The organism is Vibrio paucivorans (assembly GCF_054053395.1).
Genome location: NZ_CM133230.1, coordinates 1 through 17,516, shown reverse-complemented (window position 1 = coordinate 17,516; position 17,516 = coordinate 1). Strand labels below are relative to the sequence as shown.

General features: G+C 46.0%; 15 protein-coding genes and 1 riboswitch. Of the genes, 6 read left to right on the top strand and 9 right to left on the bottom strand.

Annotation, left to right across the window (positions count from 1 at the left end; all coding sequences use genetic code 11):
• The first annotated feature begins 4 nt into the window (after window positions 1-4).
• Both ilvA and acuI read left to right on the top strand, forming a co-directional pair.
• Window positions 5-1,534, top strand: coding sequence for a threonine ammonia-lyase, biosynthetic (gene ilvA, locus ACXABW_RS00075; RefSeq protein ID WP_457523380.1), 1,530 nt, complete (start codon window positions 5-7; stop codon window positions 1,532-1,534).
• 173 nt (window positions 1,535-1,707) lie between these two features.
• The gene (gene acuI, locus ACXABW_RS00070) at window positions 1,708-2,688 is read left to right on the top strand and encodes an acrylyl-CoA reductase (NADPH) (protein WP_457523378.1); all 981 of its coding nucleotides are present in this window, start codon (window positions 1,708-1,710) and stop codon (window positions 2,686-2,688) included.
• A gap of 73 nt (window positions 2,689-2,761) precedes the next feature.
• On the opposite strand, the gene ACXABW_RS00065 is transcribed toward acuI, so the two are convergent.
• Both ACXABW_RS00065 and ACXABW_RS00060 read right to left on the bottom strand, forming a co-directional pair.
• Entirely contained in the window at window positions 2,762-3,703 is a 942-nt protein-coding gene (locus ACXABW_RS00065) for a LysR family transcriptional regulator (RefSeq protein ID WP_265687074.1), read from the bottom strand.
• A 157-nt stretch (window positions 3,704-3,860) separates the two neighbouring features.
• Window positions 3,861-4,052 (bottom strand): hypothetical protein, encoded by a 192-nt coding sequence (locus tag ACXABW_RS00060; protein ID WP_457523376.1) that lies wholly within the window; start codon window positions 4,050-4,052, stop codon window positions 3,861-3,863.
• 149 nt (window positions 4,053-4,201) lie between these two features.
• On the opposite strand from ACXABW_RS00060, the gene tusA reads away from it, so the two are divergent.
• Entirely contained in the window at window positions 4,202-4,450 is a 249-nt protein-coding gene (gene tusA, locus ACXABW_RS00055) for a sulfurtransferase TusA (protein ID WP_252028908.1), read from the top strand.
• Between the two features lie 46 nt (window positions 4,451-4,496).
• On the opposite strand, the gene ACXABW_RS00050 is transcribed toward tusA, so the two are convergent.
• Window positions 4,497-4,757: a hypothetical protein gene (locus ACXABW_RS00050; protein ID WP_265687073.1), complete on the bottom strand. Its 261-nt coding sequence runs from the start codon at window positions 4,755-4,757 to the stop codon at window positions 4,497-4,499.
• A 179-nt stretch (window positions 4,758-4,936) separates the two neighbouring features.
• Window positions 4,937-5,491 carry a TMEM165/GDT1 family protein gene (locus ACXABW_RS00045; protein WP_457523373.1) on the bottom strand — a complete coding sequence of 185 codons (555 nt, stop codon included), beginning with the start codon at window positions 5,489-5,491 and terminating at the stop codon, window positions 4,937-4,939.
• A 27-nt stretch (window positions 5,492-5,518) separates the two neighbouring features.
• A riboswitch (yybP-ykoY riboswitch) is annotated at window positions 5,519-5,698 on the bottom strand.
• Window positions 5,699-5,909: 211 nt separating this feature from the next.
• On the opposite strand from ACXABW_RS00045, the gene glyQ reads away from it, so the two are divergent.
• The 3 genes from glyQ (at window position 5,910) to ACXABW_RS00030 (ending at window position 10,365) form a co-directional block, all read left to right on the top strand.
• A complete protein-coding gene (gene glyQ, locus ACXABW_RS00040) occupies window positions 5,910-6,830 on the top strand; it encodes a glycine--tRNA ligase subunit alpha (protein WP_457523372.1) in 921 nt (306 codons plus the stop codon).
• A gap of 2 nt (window positions 6,831-6,832) precedes the next feature.
• Window positions 6,833-8,899 (top strand): glycine--tRNA ligase subunit beta, encoded by a 2,067-nt coding sequence (gene glyS, locus ACXABW_RS00035; RefSeq protein WP_457523370.1) that lies wholly within the window; start codon window positions 6,833-6,835, stop codon window positions 8,897-8,899.
• Between the two features lie 212 nt (window positions 8,900-9,111).
• Entirely contained in the window at window positions 9,112-10,365 is a 1,254-nt protein-coding gene (locus tag ACXABW_RS00030) for a valine--pyruvate transaminase (RefSeq protein WP_457523368.1), read from the top strand.
• 130 nt (window positions 10,366-10,495) lie between these two features.
• Here the strand turns inward: ACXABW_RS00030 and ACXABW_RS00025 are convergent, their stop codons facing one another.
• The 5 genes from ACXABW_RS00025 to dnaA all read right to left on the bottom strand — a co-directional run bounded on the left by ACXABW_RS00025 (window position 10,496) and on the right by dnaA (window position 17,516).
• A complete protein-coding gene (locus ACXABW_RS00025) occupies window positions 10,496-10,930 on the bottom strand; it encodes an Hsp20 family protein (RefSeq protein ID WP_457523366.1) in 435 nt (144 codons plus the stop codon).
• Window positions 10,931-11,414: 484 nt separating this feature from the next.
• On the bottom strand, window positions 11,415-13,832 hold the full coding sequence (gene gyrB, locus ACXABW_RS00020) for a DNA topoisomerase (ATP-hydrolyzing) subunit B (protein ID WP_252028902.1): 2,418 nt from the start codon (window positions 13,830-13,832) through the stop codon (window positions 11,415-11,417).
• Between the two features lie 13 nt (window positions 13,833-13,845).
• On the bottom strand, window positions 13,846-14,925 hold the full coding sequence (gene recF / locus ACXABW_RS00015; protein ID WP_265687067.1) for a DNA replication/repair protein RecF: 1,080 nt from the start codon (window positions 14,923-14,925) through the stop codon (window positions 13,846-13,848).
• Between the two features lie 16 nt (window positions 14,926-14,941).
• Window positions 14,942-16,042, bottom strand: a complete 1,101-nt coding sequence (gene dnaN, locus ACXABW_RS00010) for a DNA polymerase III subunit beta (protein ID WP_457523363.1) — start codon at window positions 16,040-16,042, stop codon at window positions 14,942-14,944.
• A gap of 67 nt (window positions 16,043-16,109) precedes the next feature.
• A complete protein-coding gene (gene dnaA / locus ACXABW_RS00005) occupies window positions 16,110-17,516 on the bottom strand; it encodes a chromosomal replication initiator protein DnaA (protein WP_252028899.1) in 1,407 nt (468 codons plus the stop codon).

The window sequence follows — 17,516 nt, the reverse complement described above, 5'->3', positions numbered from 1 at the left end:
CCCTATGACCCTGACCGAACAAACAGGCGCAGACTATCTGCGCCAAATCCTTCGCGCTCCGGTCTATGAAGTGGCGACCGTTACGCCACTTCAAGAAATGCCTCGCCTATCGCAGCGCATTGGCAACAATGTGCAACTCAAACGTGAGGATCGCCAGCCAGTACACTCATTCAAGCTACGCGGTGCTTACAACATGGTCGCGAGCTTAACTGAGGAGCAAAAAGCTGCAGGTGTCATAGCCGCATCGGCAGGCAACCACGCACAAGGCATGGCACTTTCAGGCACTAAACTAGGTATCAAGACCACCATCGTGATGCCAAAAACGACGCCAGACATCAAAGTCGAAGCGGTACGTGGGTTTGGTGGCAACGTAGTATTGCACGGCAGCAACTTTGATGAAGCTAAAGCCGAAGCAGAGCGCTTGTCCTCTGAGCATGGCTATACCTTTGTCCCACCTTTCGACCACCCATTGGTGATCGCAGGGCAAGGCACTATTGGTATGGAAATGCTGCAACAAAACGGCCATTTGGATTACATCTTTGTGCCAGTAGGTGGCGGCGGCTTAGCAGCAGGCGTAGCGGTACTAGTTAAGCAGCTGATGCCTGAAATCAAAGTGATTGCCGTCGAGCCAGAAGACTCTTCTTGCTTGAAAGCCGCGCTCGATGCTGGTGAGCCTGTGGTATTAGACCAAGTCAGCATGTTTGCGGATGGGGTTGCGGTGAAACGAATTGGTGAAGAAACCTTCCGTTTATGCCAAAAGTACATTGATGGCCACATTGCGGTATCAAGCGATGAAATCTGCGCAGCCGTAAAAGATATATTCGAAGATACTCGAGCAATCGCTGAACCTTCCGGCGCGTTAGCGCTTGCTGGCCTGAAAAAGTTCGCAGAACAAAATCAGTTGCAGGGCAAACAGCTTGGTACAGTGCTGTCTGGTGCCAACACCAATTTCCACGGTTTACGTTATGTCTCTGAACGTTGTGAGCTGGGTGAAAAGCGTGAAGGCTTACTTGCAGTTACAATCCCAGAGCGCCAAGGTGCTTTCTTTGAGTTCTGTAACATCATTGGTGGCCGCGCAGTTACTGAATTTAACTACCGTTACAGTAGTGATGAACTGGCCAATATTTTTGTGGGTGTTCGCCTTCAAGGTGGTCAGGAAGAGTTGGAGAACATCATCCAAGATCTGCGTGACGGGGGCTACCCGGTAGTGGATTTGTCTGATGATGAAATGGCGAAACTGCACGTTCGTTACATGATTGGCGGCAAACCTTCAAAGCCTCTCAAAGAGCGTTTATACAGTTTTGAATTCCCAGAATACCCTGGCGCACTGCTTAAGTTCTTGAGTACGCTTGGTACACACTGGAATATCAGCTTATTCAACTATCGTAACCATGGCGCAGATTACGGCCGAGTGTTATGTGGTTTTGAACTGGATGAAAGCGATTTAGCTCGCTTCTCTACTCATCTAAGAGAGCTGGGGTATCAGTGTAAAGATGAAACCGATAATCCTTCCTATCAGTTCTTCTTATCTTAAACTTCCAAAGCCAGTCGTCTTCGACTGGCTTTTTGCTACTCAATGTCTATGTTCTGCAAAATAAGATGCGTTTTACGCATAGATATAATGCTAAAGTTTCATTTTAATCATATAGATTTAGCGTCTACACTAACGCTAATTTAATTCCTTGCAGTGCTTAACTGGAGACTCTTATGTTTAACGCCTTAGTCCTAAACCAAGAAGAAAAACGTACCATCGCTAACATCGAGCAGATTGATGAATCGCAACTTCCTGAAGGTGACGTCCTGATTGAAGTGGATTACTCATCCCTGAACTACAAAGACGGTTTGGCGATCACAGGTAAAGGTAAGATCATCCGTAACTTCCCTATGGTGCCAGGCATCGACTTAGCGGGTACAGTAGTAAGCTCTGAAGACGGCCGTTACCAAGCGGGTGACAAAGTGGTACTGACTGGCTGGGGTGTAGGTGAAAACCACTGGGGTGGTATGGCACAGCGTGCACGCCTAAAAGCAGACTGGCTGGTTCCACTACCAAAAGGCCTAGACAGCAAAAAAGCGATGATGGTCGGCACTGCAGGCTTCACAGGTATGCTTTGTGTACAAGCGTTACTTGACGCAGGTATCAAACCGGAAGATGGTGAAATCCTGGTCACAGGTGCAAGTGGTGGTGTCGGTTCTGTTGCAGTAACGCTTCTGGCAGAGCTCGGTTACAAAGTTGCAGCGCTAACAGGCCGTGTGGAACAAAACGGCCCACTACTTGAGAAACTGGGTGCTAGCCGCATCATCGACCGCGTTGAATTTGAAGAGCCAGCTCGACCACTAGAAAAACAAGTATGGGCTGGTGCGGTAGATACGGTTGGTAGCAAAGTACTAGCGAAAGTGTTGGCGCAGATGGATTACAACAGCGCAGTTGCAGCGTGTGGCCTTGCTGGTGGTTTTGATCTACCAACAACGGTAATGCCATTCATCCTACGTAACGTTCGCCTACAAGGTGTCGACTCCGTAATGTGCCCAACAGAAAAACGTATTGCAGCGTGGGAAAAACTGGTTGAACTGCTACCAGACAGCTACTTCGAGCAAGCCTGTACCGAAGTTGCACTAGAAGAAGCACCAAAGTACGCAGAAGACATTACCAACGGCCAAGTAACGGGTCGCGTTGTCATCAAGCTATAACGACAAGCAAGAAAACAGAAAGAGCCAGCATTGCTGGCTCTTTTTGTATCACTAGATAGTCAATTTAAAACCATCAGTTTAGTCCCATGTCTTCAATGCGTTTGGCTATCAAACGGCTGCACTCCTCCTTCACCATAGAGCGAAGCCATTCTTGTGCAGGTGAATGCTCACAACGAGGGTGCCATATCATTGAATAATCAAACGGGGTGAACTGGAATGGCAGTGGTTTCACCACTAGGTCATAGCGCTCAGCCACCAAATAAGCTAAATCAGCAGGCACGGTAATAATAATCGGCATGGTATCAACGATCGCGAGTGCCGCTTCAAGATGGTACGCACGCAACACCATTTTGCGTTTAGGTTTGTCCACCAGCGCTTGTTCAATTAGGGCTTTCACGCCATCACTTATAGCAATCATGGCATGCGGGTAACTCAAATAATCCTCTAAGCTCATCTCTGCGTCTGCCAGAGGATGCTGTTTGGATAATAAACACAACACCCCTACCCGGCCTAGAATTTCACTACGCAGTGGGTCGACAGGTGCGGTGGGCCGACAAATCGCTAAATCCGCACCTTCATAAGTCAGTTGATCAGCTAATCGATCATGTTGTAGAGGCAAAAACTCAAACGATAGGTTCGGTGCTTCCTGATAAATTCTTGGTAGTGCAAAAGGCAAAATAGTTTGCATTGCGTAGTCAGTGGTAGCGATGGTAAAAGTCTGATCGCAGCTTTGCGGGTCAAACTCCACCGGAGAGAGTAATGCGCGCAAAGACTCCAATGGCTCACCAAGCGCCCGATCAACCTCAAGCGCTTTCTCGGTGGGAATAAGATGCTGACCTTGGCGGGTAAATAGTGGATCATCAAGCAAATCGCGTAAGCGCCCAAGCACCCGACTCATCGCCGATTGGCTCAGGTTAAGCCGAGCTGCCGCTTTGCTCACACTGCTTTCTTCAATCAAGACTCTTAACGCCACCAATAGATTAAGGTCACGTCGGTAGATATCTTCTAATTCCACTGTATACACTCCACAATCGGCAAAAGGGTTGCCTTATCCGTTAAGTGTACTCTTTCTTTAGATAAAAAAAATCCCGCCTTTCAGCGGGGAAGCCCAAGAAAACTGGGGATAGTGTCGGAATGTATTTGAGCGTAGTCTTACAAGTGCCTACGATATGCTAGGAATTATTCTCTTGTTCTTCTGATGAACCGTGCCAACGGCGCATCTCAAGCCAAATTCCTGCAATAGTTGCACTCATACCAAGTAATGGCATTAATGACGTCTCTGCTGGCGTACGCAAAACTAAGGCGCAAAATGAAATAAAATAGAGTACAGAGTAGATGGTCAGTCTATCTAGGGCTGTTAACATATTTGCTCCTCCATTTGCTGCATAAATGCATTTGTTACCAACTTGTTAACTAAGTTAAAACAATTCGATCGCTTTGCCAAGTGCTTATTGAATATTTTTTCTCCATTAGTATCATTCACCTCTCAATACGCTGTAATAAAGATATGACCATGACATTTAATCCAGAACTCGCAACACATACTCTAGAGGCAGAAGGACTGCGCTGCCCAGAGCCGGTCATGATGGTCAGGAAGACGATTCGAAATCTACAAGACGGTGAGGTGCTATTAGTGAATGCTGATGACCCGTCAACAACTCGCGACATTCCGAGCTTTTGCCGTTTTATGGATCACCAGTTAATTGGTTCGCAAACAGAAACGTTGCCTTACCAATATCTGATAAAGAAAGGTATGGAATAATTCCAGCCAACTAAAACAAACGGCAGCCCTTGGGCTGCCGTTTTTTTTATTCGTTGTACTCTAAGGTGCGTATTTCCGATTGCAGCTTATTGACCTGGGTTCTCATAGCGCGCATTTCTTCATGCATGGGAATAATGTGCGCAACGCGAATCCAAGACTCCACCATTAAGCCTGTCATCAAAATAGCGCCTACGACCATCGGCAGCCACATATCTGTTAGCACCATCCCGAGAATGGTCAGTACTAGGCCAAAGGTGAATAAGTAACTCTGACTTTTCGCAGTCATACCCATATAACGTGTAAGCATAATAGTGCCCTCTCGCTGATAGGAACGGATTACCTTGTCCAACATTAAATTAACATGACAATTGTGACACTAATATGTCAGCCATCACGCTATTCAATGCTACCGAACCAGAGTTTGATCCAGTGCAACTTCAACCTAACCAATCAAGATCTTGCGCTATAAGCTCACTCGAAATTGGCTTAGAAAAATGCCGCACCAATGGCTAATGCCATGAATAACATAGCGGTGATTTTTCGGATCAATGCCAGTGGCATTTTGTCGGCAGATAACTTTCCGATAATCACCACCGGAACATTAGCTAACAGCATGCCAATCGTCGTACCTAAGATCACCCAAGTCAGTGCATCGGCATATTGTGCACCCAAAATCGAAGTGGCTATTTGAGTTTTGTCGCCAATCTCCGCAATAAAAAACGCAATAAAGCTGGCTATAAAAGGGCCTCGGTTAGAGATCTGTTCGTCGTCATCCAGCTTATCTGGAATGAGAACCCATGCTGCCATAGCGATAAAACTCACCACCAGCACCCACTTTAAGATCTCAGGCGATAAGTAATCAGCAATAACCACCCCTAGCCATGCCGCTAATGCGTGATTGGCGATCGTTGCAAAAAAGATTGCAGCAATAATAGGAATTGGTTTTCGGTAACGGCTGGCCAGCAATAGGGATAACAGTTGGGTCTTATCGCCAATTTCTGCTAACGCTACAGTGGTAATTGAAATAGCTAAAACGCTCACGACATGCTCTTTTAGGGTGGGATAATTATTTTAACCGAAGACAAACCTCACGCCCCACCCTGGTTCGTGATGATTTGTCTAAGGTCTTGCTAAACTCATCGTGCGATAAGCCTCGAACGCCATGGTGATTTTGCACCAATTATGTTGACGAACGAACCGAATAAACAGAGTGTTTAAAACGGTAAGCTACTCCCCAAAGACAGCGTGATTCTATCCACCTCGTTGAAGATTCTCAACCTTCAAACTACAAATAAACTCCCTTTTAATAGAAATCGGTTAGATAAGTCGGAAAAAATCCACTAAAGGAGATTTTCGGCTACCAATTAATCAAGATTAGCTCTACTCCCATGCCAAATATCTGGGTATACTTGATTGTTATTTTTTCTCAATTTAAGACAGAAGAATCGCGCGAATTACTATGCAAAAATACGATATCAAAACCTTCCAGGGAATGATCCTCGCGCTGCAGGATTACTGGGCACAAAACGGTTGTACCATTGTTCAGCCTCTAGATATGGAAGTAGGTGCGGGCACCTCTCACCCAATGACATGTCTACGTGCACTTGGCCCAGAGCCAATGTCGACAGCTTACGTTCAACCTTCACGTCGTCCTACCGATGGCCGTTACGGTGAAAACCCGAACCGTCTGCAGCACTACTATCAGTTCCAAGCAGCCCTAAAGCCTTCTCCAGATAACATCCAGGAGTTGTACCTAGGCTCACTTGAAGTTCTTGGTATCGACCCGCTAGTACACGATATTCGTTTCGTAGAAGACAACTGGGAAAACCCAACGCTAGGCGCATGGGGTCTTGGTTGGGAAGTTTGGCTAAACGGCATGGAAGTGACTCAGTTTACTTACTTCCAGCAAGTTGGTGGCCTTGAGTGTAAACCAGTGACTGGTGAGATCACTTACGGTATCGAGCGTCTAGCTATGTACATCCAAGAAGTCGATTCTGTTTACGACCTAGTGTGGAACATCGCACCAGACGGCAGCAAGGTAACTTACGGTGATATCTTCCACCAAAACGAAGTTGAGCAATCAACTTACAACTTCGAGCACGCAGACGTAGATTTCCTATTCACGTTCTTTGATCAGTGTGAGAAAGAGTGTAAAGAGCTACTTGAGCTTGAGAAGCCACTTCCGCTTCCAGCTTACGAGCGCATTCTTAAAGCTGGCCACGCATTCAACATTCTTGATGCGCGTAAAGCTATCTCTGTTACAGAGCGCCAACGTTACATCCTTCGTATCCGCAACCTGACTAAGTCTGTTGCAGAAGCGTACTACGCATCACGTGAAGCTCTTGGCTTCCCAATGTGCCGTAAGGAAGAGGAGAAGTAATCATGGCTAAAGAATTTCTAATTGAACTGGGTACTGAAGAGCTACCACCAACGCAACTTCGTACTCTAGCAGAAGCTTTCGCTGCAAACTTCGAAGCAGAGCTTAAAGGCGCAGACCTAGCACACGAAGGTGTAAAATGGTACGCGGCTCCTCGTCGTCTCGCACTTAAGGTTTCAGCTCTAGCTGAAGGCCAAGCAGACAAAGTGGTTGAGAAACGTGGTCCTGCGGTTTCTGTGGCATTCGATGCTGAGGGTAACGCAACCAAAGCGGCTCAAGGTTGGGCTCGTGGTAACGGCATTACTGTTGAACAAGCTGACCGCCTAGTAACAGACAAAGGCGAATGGCTTCTTTTCAAACAAGAAGTGAAAGGCCAAGCAACGTCTGAAATCGTTGTAGACCTAGCAGCAAAAGCACTGGGTAACCTACCTATCGCTAAGCCAATGCGTTGGGGTAACAAGACGACTCAATTTATCCGCCCGGTTAAAACGCTAACTATGCTTATGGGCTCTGACCTTATCGAAGGCGAAATCCTAGGCGTGGCTTCAGGTCGCACTATCCGTGGTCACCGCTTCATGGGTGAGCAAGAGTTCACTATCGATTCTGCAGAGCAATACCCAGCGCTCCTAGAAGAGCGCGGTAAAGTAATGGCAGATTACGAAGCGCGTAAAGCGATCATCCTTGCTGACTCGCAAAAAGCAGCAGCAGCGGTTGGTGGTACAGCGGATCTAGAAGATGACCTAGTAGAAGAAGTAACTTCTCTGGTTGAGTGGCCAGTAGTCCTAACTGCGAAGTTTGAAGAAGAGTTCCTAAAGGTTCCTTCTGAAGCGTTGGTTTACACCATGAAAGGTGACCAGAAGTACTTCCCTGTTTACGATGACAACAAGAAGCTACTGCCTAACTTCATCTTCGTTTCAAACATCGAATCAAAAGAGCCTCGCTACGTAATCGAAGGTAACGAGAAGGTTGTACGTCCACGTCTAGCGGATGCAGAATTCTTCTTCAACACTGACCGTAAGCGTCCTCTTATCGACCGTCTACCAGAGCTAGAACAAGCTATCTTCCAGAAACAGCTTGGTACTATCAAAGACAAAACAGACCGCATCACCGAGCTTGCTGGCTACATCGCTGAGCAGATCGATGCTGACGTTGAAAAATCTAAGCGTGCAGGCCTACTGGCTAAGTGTGACCTAATGACCTCTATGGTATTCGAATTTACCGATACTCAGGGTGTAATGGGCATGCACTACGCGACTCACGATGGTGAAGACGAGCAAGTTGCACTAGCACTTTACGAGCAGTACATGCCTCGTTTCGCAGGTGATGACCTACCAAGCACTGGTATCTCTTCTGCAGTAGCAATGGCAGACAAGCTAGACACTATCGTAGGTATCTTCGGTATTGGCCAAGCTCCAAAAGGCTCTGACCCATTTGCACTTCGTCGTGCATCACTAGGCGTACTACGTATTATCGTAGAGAACGGCTACAACCTAGACCTAACAGACCTTATCGCGAAGGCTCAGTCTCTATTCGGCGACAAGCTGACTAACGCAAATGTTGCTGACGACGTTATCGAGTTTATGCTTGGTCGTTTCAACGCATGGTACAAAGACGAAGGCTTCAGTGTGGACATCATCCAAGCTGTACTGGCTAACCGTCCAACTAAGCCAGCAGACTTCGACCAGCGTGTGAAAGCGGTATCTCACTTCCGCGAGCTAGAAGCCGCTGAAGCACTAGCTGCTGCGAACAAGCGTGTAGGTAACATCCTAGCGAAATTCGACGGTGAACTAGCTGCTGAGATCGACCTAGCTCTTCTACAAGAAGACGCAGAGAAAGCACTAGCAGAAAGCGTTGAAGTGATGACAGAAGCGCTAGAGCCAGCATTCGCTACAGGTAACTACCAAGAAGCGCTAAGCAAGCTTGCAGGTCTACGCGAGCCTGTTGATGCCTTCTTCGATAACGTAATGGTAATGGCAGATGACGAAGCTCTGAAGAAAAACCGTCTAACACTGCTGAACAACCTACGTAACCTGTTCCTACAGATTGCGGATATTTCTCTACTGCAGAAGTAATCTTCACTTCGAAGCCATTCTTTCAGAGATAAAATGATAAAGCCCAACTCCATGAGTTGGGCTTTATTTTTGCGCTAAGCTAAAAATGAGCTTTGACTCGCAATGTCATTAAGGTATGTTCAAGGATTACTCGAAGCACAGTGTATGACACTAACTTTCTTCAGTACTCACACTCAATAAAAGCAATCACAATGAATTAGGTAAAAGTAGTAATGCAATTCTCAAAGTTTGGTGAAAAATTTAATCAGTATTCCGGTATTACGCAGTTAATGGATGATCTTAACGATGGTTTACGCACACCTGGCGCTATCATGCTCGGTGGTGGTAACCCAGCGGCCATTCCTGCCATGCTCGACTACTTTCGCCAAGCCAGTGAGGAGATGCTCGCCAACGGGGACCTCGTGGCCGCCATGGCCAACTACGACGGCCCTCAGGGAAAAGATAGCTTTGTTAAAGCACTCGCTAAGCTTTTAAAAGACACCTATGGGTGGAATATCAGCGAAAAGAACATCAGCCTAACCAACGGTAGCCAAAGTGGCTTCTTTTACTTATTTAACTTGTTGGCAGGTGCTCAACCAGATGGTTCTCATAAGAAAATTCTACTGCCGTTGGCACCCGAGTACATTGGTTATGGTGACGCAGGGATTGATGAAGACATTTTTGTGTCCTACCACCCTGAAATTGAGATGCTTGAAGATGGATTGTTTAAATACCATGTCGACTTTGAACAGTTAACGGTTGATGGCTCCGTAGCGGCGATATGTGCTTCTCGCCCAACCAATCCAACCGGTAATGTTCTCACTGACGAAGAAATCCTGAAACTGGATAAACTCGCCCGAGAAAACAATATCCCGCTGATTATCGATAACGCTTATGGTCTGCCATTTCCAAACATCATTTTTGAAGATGTTCAGCCATTTTGGAACGAAAACACAATTCTATGTATGAGCTTATCTAAACTGGGTTTACCTGGTGTGCGATGTGGCATTGTGATAGCAAGTGAAGAAGTGATCCAAGCTCTTACGAATATGAATGGCATTATCAGTTTAGCTCCGGGCAGTATTGGCCCTGCACTGGCTAATCATATGATTGAAAAGGGTGATTTATTAAACCTCAGCAGTAATGTCATCAAGCCGTTTTACCAGCAAAAGTCCCAACGAGCTGTGGAGCTTTTGCAGCAATCCATCACCGACCCTCGTTTTCGAATTCATAAACCAGAAGGGGCTATTTTCCTTTGGTTGTGGTTTGACGAATTACCTATTACCACAATGGAACTATACCAACGCTTAAAAGCACGTGGTGTACTTATAGTACCTGGGGAATATTTCTTTATCGGCCAAAAAGGCGATTGGGACCATGCACATCAATGCCTACGAATGAACTACGTTCAAGACGATGAAATGATGCAAAAAGGCATTGCCATTATTGCTGAAGAAGTAGAAAAAGCATATCGCGAACATCAGTAGCCCTCGACTTAGTCACTCCTCTCCTTCCTATGGAGTGACTTAAAAACCACACAATAAAAAAGAGCACCTATAAGGTGCTCTTTCACTCTTTTCCCGATTTAGTTCAGCTAATTAAAGCTATTGGCAACCATTAACCTTCAATTAGCTTGCTGCCATTAATCGCAATTTTACGAGGTTGCATAGCTTCTGGGATTTCGCGCTCTAAGTCGATATGTAATAGACCATTTTCCATGCTCGCACCAACGACTTTCACGTAGTCTGCCAGCTGGAATTTACGCTCGAAATCGCGCTCAGCAATACCTTGATAAACGTATGTTTTCTCTTCTTCAGCTTTGTGTTCACCCTTAACGATCAACATATTCTCTTTTTGAGTCAGATCTAAGTGCTCATCAGCAAAACCAGCAACCGCCATCGTAATACGGTAGTTGTTCTCATCTTTTTGCTCGATGTTGTATGGAGGGTAACCACCAGAAGAGTTCTTCGAAGTATTCGCTTCCATCATGTTGAATAGACGATCGAAGCCAATTGCGTTGCGGTAAAGTGGAGTGAAATCTACAGTTCTCATAATGCTATCCTTTTAGTAAGCAATAGTCTTAGTCGTGAGTTTGCATGGATCGATAGTGTGTTCGATCGCTGCCGACTAAGGGATTTATCCTCTACTCCTCGGGTTCTCATAACGCAGGGACATAGTAATAAATCAGTTCAATTGTGTGCCTTCAAGGCTATCCTCTCCTGAGCGATACCTCTTCAGCGTTCCAAAGGGTCTGTTTCTTCTCTCTTGAGCAAGACAGCTTCCCTCTTCACAAATAGATATGTGGATAGCTCAAATCAGTTTCAAGGGACTTTTTTCAATTATTTTTACAAGCCAATACTTTTCAATCACTTAAAAACAAAAAAAGACCGCCATTTCTGGCAGTCTTTAAAATAACAATTTAGTTTTTTGAGACGAAGCTATTTCGCTTTAGTTCAAGGAAGAGGCGCGGAGCATACGAAGGTATGTGAGCACCTCTGACACAGAAATTAAGCGAAAGAGCGAAGTATCAAAGATACTAAACGTCTAGGTTGGCTACTTTAAGAGCATTCTCTTCGATGAAGTTACGACGAGGTTCTACTTGGTCACCCATTAGTGTCGTAAACAGCTGATCTGCACCAACCGCATCTTCGATTGTTACTTGCATCATGCGGCGAGTCTCTGGGTCCATAGTCGTTTCCCAAAGCTGATCTGGGTTCATCTCACCTAGACCTTTGTATCGCTGTAGACTTAGACCACGACGAGACTCTTTGATTAGCCATTCTAGTGCTTCAACAAAGTTCGCGACAGGCTGAGTACGCTCACCACGTTTAATGTAAGCACCCTCTTCGATTAGGCCTTCTAGCGCTTCTGAAAGATCTGCCAGTTTGCCGTATTCTTTAGAGTTAATCAGATCAATGCTTAAAACGTGCTCATGAGTCACGCCGTGAGTACGTACCACAATCTTCGGCAGGTTTAGGCCTAGCTCTGCATGTTGTTCAACTTCAAAGCTGTATTGGCTTGCGCCCACTTCTTTCGCATTTAGCTGATCGACAAGCTGCTTAGTCCACGCTTCAACCGCTGATGCATCATGACATTGCTCTGCAGTTAGACGTGGAGTGTAAATGAATTCATGCACAAGAGGTTGTGGGTAACGGCGGCTCATACGCTCCACCAGCTTGATACCCGCATTGTACTGCTGAACCAACTTCTCTAGCGCTTCACCCGCTAGCGCTGGCGCTTCTGGGTTAACGTGTAGAGCAGCATTATCCAGTGCCAACGCAACCTGATATTGGTTCATTGCATCTTCATCTTTGATGTACTGCTCTTGTTTGCCTTTCTTCACTTTGTATAGTGGTGGCTGAGCAATGTAGATGTAGCCACGCTCAATAAGCTCTGGCATTTGACGGTAGAAGAAGGTCAATAGTAGCGTACGGATGTGCGAACCATCGACATCCGCATCGGTCATGATGATGATGTTATGGTAACGCAGTTTATCTGGGTTGTACTCGTCACGACCAATACCACAGCCAAGCGCTGTGATCAGCGTTGCTACTTCCTGTGAAGAAAGCATCTTGTCGAAACGTGCTTTCTCTACGTTAAGGATTTTACCTTTCAATGGAAGAATCGCTTGGTTCTTACGGTTACGGCCTTGTTTTGCGGAGCCGCCTGCCGAATCACCCTCCACTATGTAGAGTTCTGAAAGCGCTGGGTCTTTTTCTTGGCAGTCTGCAAGCTTGCCTGGTAGGCCTGCTAAGTCTAGAGCGCCTTTACGACGAGTCATTTCACGAGCTTTACGCGCCGCTTCACGAGCACGTGCTGCGTCGATGATTTTCGAACAAACCATCTTCGCTTCGTTCGGGTTCTCAACTAGGAACTCAGACAGTTTCTCACCCATTGCTGATTCAACTGCAGATTTCACTTCAGAAGAAACCAGCTTGTCTTTGGTTTGGCTTGAGAACTTAGGATCTGGCACTTTAACCGAAACAACCGCTGTTAAGCCTTCACGAGCATCATCACCCGACGTCGCCGTTTTCGCTTTCTTCGAGAAACCTTCTTTATCCATGAAGGTATTCAGTGTACGAGTCAATGCTGCACGGAAACCTGCTAGGTGAGTACCACCATCACGCTGAGGGATGTTGTTGGTGAAACAGTAAATGTTTTCTTGGAAACCATCGTTCCACTGCATGGCTACTTCTACGGTAATACCGTCATCACGTTCATTATCGAAGTGGAAAATCTTCTGAATAATTGGCGTTTTATTAGTGTTCAAGTGTTCAACGAACGCTTGAATACCACCTTCAAACATGAAGTGATCGCTCTTATCTTCTTCACGCTCGTCGATCAATTTGATAGATACACCAGAGTTTAGGAAAGACAGTTCACGTAGGCGTTTTGCCAAGATGTCATAGTGGAACTCAACGTTAGAGAACGTTTCTTCACTTGGCCAGAATCGGATTTCTGTACCTGTTGTGTCCGTTTTACCGATCACTGAAAGTGGCGCTTGAGGCTCACCATGGTGATACGTTTGAGTATGAATCTCACCGCCGCGGTGAATCGTTAGCGTCACTTGCTTAGATAGTGCGTTTACTACCGAAACACCCACCCCGTGTAGACCACCTGATACTTTGTACGAGTTGTCATCGAACTTACCACCAGCGTGAAGTACCGTCATGATCACTTCTGCCGCAGATACGTTTTCTTCTGGGTGCATTTCAGTCGGGATACCACGACCGTCATCGCGTACTGATACTGAGTTGTCCTCATGAATAGTCACAATGATGTCATTACAGTGACCCGCTAACGCTTCATCAATTGAGTTATCCACCACCTCAAAAACCATGTGGTGTAGACCGGTGCCATCATCTGTGTCGCCGATGTACATACCTGGACGCTTACGTACTGCATCCAGACCCTTCAGTACTTTAATACTCGATGAATCGTAATTTTCAGACATGAGTTTCTCTCTTTTATCCTTGCTCTATCTTGCCTTGTTCCACATGAAACATCTTACCGGTATTGTCATGCATATCGGCAATTTGGCTTTCGGTAATAGAACTTACAAAAACTTGAGCCCCCGTCTCTTTCAAGCAGTCTGCGAGACGCTTGCGACGTTGGCTATCTAATTCGGAAGCGAAGTCATCTATCAAGTAGATACACTGCTTACCTGTCATTTGAGTTAAGTGTTGCCCTTGAGCGACTCTCAATGCACACACCATTAACTTCAACTGACCACGTGACAGAACATCCTCTACAGGTGTCCCATTCACCTTAATTCTTAAATCCGCTTTATTTGGCCCACTAAAGGTGTAGCCGAGCGACTGATCACGTTCGAAGTTAGTCTCGAGGATTTGTTGATATGGGGTATCTTTTTCCCAACCACGATAATACTTCAATTGAATATCAAATTCTGGCAAAAATGTGCGACAAATTTCCTCTGCCACTGTTTTCATTTGCTCAACGTACTGGCTGCGCCAAGCACTGATATTCTCGGCCAATCGCGCCATTTCCTGATCCCAGTAACTCAATTCTCGATAACTGGTCGCCGTTTTCAGTAAGGCATTGCGTTGCTTGTTCAAGCGCTTGAAACGCCCCCACGCATCGTAGAATGCCGTTTCAGTATGAAACACGCCCCAATCAATAAATGCTCGGCGATGTTTCGGCCCATCCGTGAGTAGATCAAACCCTTCAGGATGAATCAACTGCAAAGGTAAAACTTGCGCTAACTGCGCCAGTTTTTGCCCAGATTGACCGCTTATTTTAACCTCTGTCGAGCCATCGCGCTGCTTATTAATGCCAATTGGTAGTTCAAATTGATCCGAGTTCAAAAAACGGCCATGTACAAACAGCTCGTCACACTCATTTTGGATAATTCGCCCAGTAAGGGAGCTCTTAAACGAACGCCCATGTCCAAGCAAATAGATCGCTTCTAAGACACTGGTTTTTCCACTGCCATTAGGGCCAATAAGAAAGTTAAAGCCTGTCGATAGTTCAATATCACAGGCTTTAATATTACGAAATTGTTGGACGATTAAACGCGTAAGAGGCATTTAAATTCAGAAGCAATTAGAGGCGAATCGGCATGACAACGTACATTGCACTGTCATCTTGTGAATTTTCGATCAATGCACTGGCATTTGCATCCGACATAGAGACTCTAACTGTCTCACAACGCAGCGTGTTAAGTACATCAAGCACATAGCTTACGTTGAACCCAATCTCGAGAGAATCACCTTCAAAAGAGACGTCTAGCATTTCTTCCGCTTCTTCTTGCTCTGGGTTGTTCGCCGTAATGCGCATTTCGTTATCAGCTAAATTGACACGAACACCACGGAATTTTTCATTGGAGAGAATCGCTGCACGTGAAAATGCTTGGCGTAGCTCATCACAACCTGCTTCCAGTGTTTTGGTGGTATTTTGCGGTAACACGCGGCGATAATCAGGGAAACGGCCATCAACGAGCTTAGAAGTAAAGATAAAGTTATTCACTTCTGCACGCACATTCGAGCTACCGATTTGCAGTACTACAGGCTGTTCTGGTGCATCCAATAACTTAACCAGCTCTTGTACCCCTTTACGCGGTACAATGATCTGCTTTTGAGCAAACTCAGCAGATAGCTGAGTTTGAGACACTGCCATTCGGTGGCCATCGGTCGCGACACTGCGTAGCGTCGTTCCCTCGATTTCGAACAACATGCCGTTGAGGTAATAACGTACATCTTGGTTTGCCATCGAGAACTGTGTTTTTTCAACCAGACCACGCAATTCAGCTTGAGTGACAGAGACTTCTACTTCGCTCTGCCAATCTTCGATATTAGGGAAATCGCTCGCAGGGAGCGTTGAAAGTGAAAATCGACTGCGACCAGAACGTACTTGTACGCGATCGCCTTCTAATACCACAGTAATAACCGAGCTATCTGGTAACCCGCGGCAGATGTCGAGGAACTTACGAGATGGAACCGTCACACTACCCGCTTCAAAGTCCCCTTCTAGCGTCACGCGACTGATCAGCTCGACTTCTAAATCTGTCGCAGTCATCGACAGAACATTATCTTGAACGGTGATCAGCAAGTTGCCCAGAATCGGCAATGTAGGTCTTCCACCTAATGCGCCCGACACTTGCTGTAGTGGCTTAATTAGATGACTACGTTCAATCGTAAATTTCATATCTAGCTCTTAACGGTATTTTGGCGAGGCGCCGACATTGTTCTATTAGGTACAAGAATACTGTGATTTAAGAAGAAAGGGTACGAATCAAGTTCGAATAGTCTTCTTTAATATCATGGCTTTCTTCACGCAGCTGTTCGATCTTACGACAAGCGTGCAGCACCGTTGTATGGTCACGACCACCAAACGCATCACCAATTTCTGGCAAACTGTGGTTTGTTAGTTCTTTAGCCAGTGCCATTGCAAGCTGACGTGGACGAGCCACTGAGCGAGAGCGGCGTTTAGACAGTAAGTCTGCAACTTTAATTTTGTAGTATTCCGCCACAGTCTTTTGGATATTATCGATAGTGACTAACTTTTCTTGCAGTGCCAGCAAGTCACGCAGTGCTTCACGAACAAAATCGATAGTGATTGGGCGGCCAGTAAAGTTGGCATTGGCAATAACACGGTTTAGCGCCCCTTCAAGCTCACGAACGTTAGAACGCAGACGCTTAGCAATGAAAAATGCCACTTCATCAGCAAGGTGAATTTGGTGGTCTTCTGCTTTCTTCATTAAGATCGCAACACGCGTCTCAAGCTCTGGTGGCTCAATCGCTACCGTTAAGCCCCAACCAAAGCGGGATTTCAAGCGATCTTCTACACCATTGATCTCTTTCGGATAACGATCCGATGTCAGGATAATTTGCTGGTTGCCTTCTAACAATGCGTTAAAGGTATGGAAAAACTCTTCCTGTGAACGCTCTTTGTTGGCAAAGAATTGAATATCATCGATAAGTAATGCATCAACACTACGGTAATAGCGCTTAAATTCTTCAATCGCATTATTCTGTAGCGCTTTAACCATATCTTGTACAAAGCGCTCGGAGTGCATGTACACCACTTTAGCATTCGGTTTGTTATCCACAATCGCATTACCTACTGCATGCAATAAGTGGGTTTTACCTAGACCAGTACCACCGTATAGGAACAGTGGGTTATAAGCAGAACCAGGGTTATCCGATACCTGACGAGCAGCCGCCAGGCCAAGTTGGTTTGATTTACCTTCAACAAAGTTATTGAACTTGTGTTTTGGGTTCACGTTTGAACGGTGATTGATGTCGACAATCGCTTCAGCGTCGTCATCCCATGTTTTATGCACGGGTTTACGCGCTTGAAGCTGTGCGGGAGCCGAGGATTCCGCAGCCACATCGGCTGGCGTGCGAGTCGGTGCTGGCTTTGGCGCAGCAACTGGACGGCTACCAACCTCAAAACGAAGACTTGGAATGTCGTTACCGCAGAACTCCTGCAGTAGTCGGTTAATACTATTTAGATACTTATCGCGCACCCAATCAAGTACAAAGCGGTTTGGGGCAAATAGAGTAAGCGTATTGTCATTGAGCTCAGCTTGTAGCGGTCGAACCCACATACTGAATTCTGTTGCTGGTAGCTCTTCTTGAAGCTGTTGCAAACATTGCAACCAAAGCGAAGATGACAC

Coding starts and splice junctions, on each gene's coding strand:
- glyQ (WP_457523372.1), top strand. CDS start 5,910: ATGCAAAAATACGATATCAAAACCTTCCAGGGAATGATCCTCGCGCTG.
- ilvA (WP_457523380.1), top strand. CDS start 5: ATGACCCTGACCGAACAAACAGGCGCAGACTATCTGCGCCAAATCCTT.
- acuI (WP_457523378.1), top strand. CDS start 1,708: ATGTTTAACGCCTTAGTCCTAAACCAAGAAGAAAAACGTACCATCGCT.
- glyS (WP_457523370.1), top strand. CDS start 6,833: ATGGCTAAAGAATTTCTAATTGAACTGGGTACTGAAGAGCTACCACCA.
- ACXABW_RS00030 (WP_457523368.1), top strand. CDS start 9,112: ATGCAATTCTCAAAGTTTGGTGAAAAATTTAATCAGTATTCCGGTATT.
- tusA (WP_252028908.1), top strand. CDS start 4,202: ATGACATTTAATCCAGAACTCGCAACACATACTCTAGAGGCAGAAGGA.
- dnaN (WP_457523363.1), bottom strand. CDS start 16,042: ATGAAATTTACGATTGAACGTAGTCATCTAATTAAGCCACTACAGCAA.
- recF (WP_265687067.1), bottom strand. CDS start 14,925: ATGCCTCTTACGCGTTTAATCGTCCAACAATTTCGTAATATTAAAGCC.
- gyrB (WP_252028902.1), bottom strand. CDS start 13,832: ATGTCTGAAAATTACGATTCATCGAGTATTAAAGTACTGAAGGGTCTG.
- ACXABW_RS00050 (WP_265687073.1), bottom strand. CDS start 4,757: ATGCTTACACGTTATATGGGTATGACTGCGAAAAGTCAGAGTTACTTA.
- ACXABW_RS00025 (WP_457523366.1), bottom strand. CDS start 10,930: ATGAGAACTGTAGATTTCACTCCACTTTACCGCAACGCAATTGGCTTC.
- ACXABW_RS00060 (WP_457523376.1), bottom strand. CDS start 4,052: ATGTTAACAGCCCTAGATAGACTGACCATCTACTCTGTACTCTATTTT.